This is a genomic window from Spirillospora sp. NPDC049652 (assembly GCF_040675125.1).
GTDB lineage: Bacteria > Actinomycetota > Actinomycetes > Streptosporangiales > Streptosporangiaceae > Spirillospora.
In genome coordinates this window covers 1-2,625 of sequence record NZ_JBFAOF010000968.1, presented here as the reverse complement: position 1 = coordinate 2,625, position 2,625 = coordinate 1, and the positions used below count along the sequence as shown (strand labels likewise).

Sequence of the window (2,625 nt, the reverse complement as noted above, 5' to 3'; positions counted from 1 at the left end):
CGGCTTCGTCGTGCGGGCGCGCATCCCCGCCGGGGGCTCGTCGTGACCGCCCCGGTGCGGGTGCTGGTCTGCGACGACCAGCCGCTGATCCGCACGGGCTTCGCCACGATCATCGACGCCCAGCCCGACCTGGAGGTGGTGGGCGAGTGCGGGGACGGGCGGGCCGCCGTCGACCTGGCCCGCCGCCTGACCCCGGACATGGTCGTGATGGACGTCCGGATGCCGGTGCTCGACGGCATCGCGGCGACCCGCCTGCTCGCCGGGGCGGACGTGCCGGACCCGGTCAAGGTCCTGGTCGTGACGACGTTCAACCTGGACGAGTACGTCTACGAGGCGCTCCGCGCGGGAGCGAGCGGGTTCCTGCTCAAGGACGCCCCGCCCGCGCAGCTCCTGCACGGCATCCGCACCGTCGCCAGCGGCGCCGCGCTGCTCGCGCCCGAGGTGACCCGGCAGCTCGTCGGCCGGTACGCGGCGCGGATCCGTCCGGCCGCAGGCACCGGCGACGTGCCGCTGACGCCCCGCGAACTGCAGGTGCTGCGCCTCATCGCCGAGGGCCTGTCCAACGGCGAGATCGCCACGGCCCTGGTGCTCAGCCAGGAGACGGTGAAGACGTACGTGTCGCGCATCCTCACCAAGCTCGACCTGCGCGACCGCGTCCAGGCCGTCGTCTACGCCTACCGCAACGACCTGGTCGACTAGCTCCCCTTCTCCCGGTCAGCGGCGGCGGGCGAGGCCGTGGACGGCGGCCGTGGCGGCGAGCGCCGCGATGGCGAGGCTCGCCAGGACGGCGATGAGGAGCCCCGGGCCCGCCGAGCCGGTCAGGCACAGGGTGCGGGCGGAGTCGATGCCGTGGCTGACGGGGTTGAACCGGGCGACGTGGCGGAGCCATCCGGGCAGGCCGCTGACGGGGACGAAGGCGTTGGAGGCGTACATCAGCGGGAACATCACCAGCCCGGCGACGGCGTGCAGCGCCTCCGTCCGGTCGACCCAGCAGGCCAGGGCGATGAACACCCAGCTGAGGCCCCAGCCCACCGCGAGCGACAGTCCGGCGGCGGCCAGCACGCCCGTGGCCCCGCCCGCCGGACGGTATCCGAACAGGGCATAGGCGAGGACCAGCAGCAGCGCCAGTCGCAGCGCCCCCCTCGCCAGCCCGGCGACGCTGCGGGCGACCAGCACCGATCCGGGCCAGACCGGCATGGACCGCAGCCGGGCGAGCAGCCCGGAGCGGACGTCGTCGACGATCCCCATGCCGGCCTGGGTGCCGCTCTGCAGGGCGGTGGTGAGCAGCAGCGCGGGGAGCAGGAAGTCGATGTAGCGGACGTGGGCGGGGAAGCCGGGGGCGTAGGCGAGCCCGGAGAAGACCTGGCCGAACGCCACCAGCATCACGAGGGATTCCACGACGCCGATGAGCAGCAGCCGGTAGTCCAGGACCAGGGCGCGCAGGGACCGGGCGGTGAGCACCCGGATCTGCGTCGCGGTCCGGGCCCCCTGCCAGTCGCCGGTCCCGGTGAACCGGACCGGCTCGTCGCGCCGGTCGGAGTCGAGGGCGGCCGAGGCGGTCATCGGGCCTCCGCCCGGCGGTGTCCGGTCAGGGCCAGGTACACCTGGTCGAGGCCGGGTTCGGCCAGCGTCAGCCGGGTCGGCCTGACCGCGGCCGCGTCCAGCGCGCGGACGACGGCCGCGAGGTCCTGGTCGTGGTCGAGCGTGACGGTCACCGTCCGGCGGGGCCGGTCGCAGGCGGGGCGCAGGCCCGCGCCGGTGAGCGCCTGGACGGCGGCGGCGGTGTCCTCGCCGGTGGCCAGTCTCGCGGTGGCGCTGCGGCGGCCGACGCGGCGCTTGAGCTCGTCCGGCGAGCCGGTCGCGACGATCCGGCCGTCGGCGAGGACGGTGACGGCGTCCGCCAGCCGGTCGGCCTCCTCCAGGTGCTGCGTGGTCAGCAGGACGGTCGTGCCGAGGTCGGTGAGGTGCCGCACCATGTCCCACATGTCCAGGCGGCTGGCGGGGTCCAGGCCCGTGCCGGGCTCGTCCAGGAACACCACGTCGCTGCGGCGGACGAGGGTCATGGCGAGGTCCAGGCGGCGCAGCATCCCGCCGGAGTAGGTGCGGGCGGGACGGTCGGCGGCGGCGGTCAGCCCGAACGCCTCCAGCAGGTGGTCCGCGCGGGCGCGCGCCGGGCGGCGCGCGGCCCCGAGCAGCCGGGCGGTCATGAGGAGGTTGTCGCGGCCCGACATGGTCAGGTCGAGGGTGGTGTGCTGTCCGGTGAGGCCGATGCGGCGGCGGACCCGGCCGGGATGCCGCAGCGCGTCGTGGCCCGCGACGCGGACGCTGCCGCTGGTGGGGCGCACCAGCGTCGCCAGGACGCCCACCAGGGTGCTCTTGCCCGCGCCGTTGTGGCCCAGCAGCCCGTGCACGGTCCCCCGGGGGACGGTGAGGTCGATGCCGTCCAGGGCGGTCACGCGGCCGAAGCGCTTGCCGAGCCCGGCGACCTCGATCGCCGCGGACGCGTCCGGCGCGGTCACGACGGCGTCCCGGCGCGCAGCCGTCCGAGGACGGCGGCGGTCGCTCGGTCGTAGGAGCGGAGCAGCACCGATGCGGCGGCCACCCCGGCGGCGAGCGTGGCGCACC

Annotated in this window: 3 protein-coding genes; 1 reads left to right on the top strand and 2 read right to left on the bottom strand. The window is 75.7% G+C overall.

What is annotated here, in order from left to right; translation table 11 throughout:
• Positions 1-42: 42 nt before the first annotated feature.
• On the top strand, positions 43-699 hold the full coding sequence (locus AB0J52_RS35560) for a response regulator (RefSeq protein WP_500187313.1): 657 nt from the start codon (positions 43-45) through the stop codon (positions 697-699).
• 15 nt (positions 700-714) lie between these two features.
• On the opposite strand, the gene AB0J52_RS35555 is transcribed toward AB0J52_RS35560, so the two are convergent.
• Positions 715-1,563, bottom strand: a complete 849-nt coding sequence (locus AB0J52_RS35555) for an ABC transporter permease (RefSeq protein WP_500187312.1) — start codon at positions 1,561-1,563, stop codon at positions 715-717.
• Positions 1,560-2,519, bottom strand: coding sequence for an ABC transporter ATP-binding protein (locus tag AB0J52_RS35550; protein WP_500187311.1), 960 nt, complete (start codon positions 2,517-2,519; stop codon positions 1,560-1,562). Before AB0J52_RS35550 ends, AB0J52_RS35555 begins: the two co-directional genes overlap by 4 nt.
• Positions 2,520-2,625 lie beyond the last annotated feature (106 nt).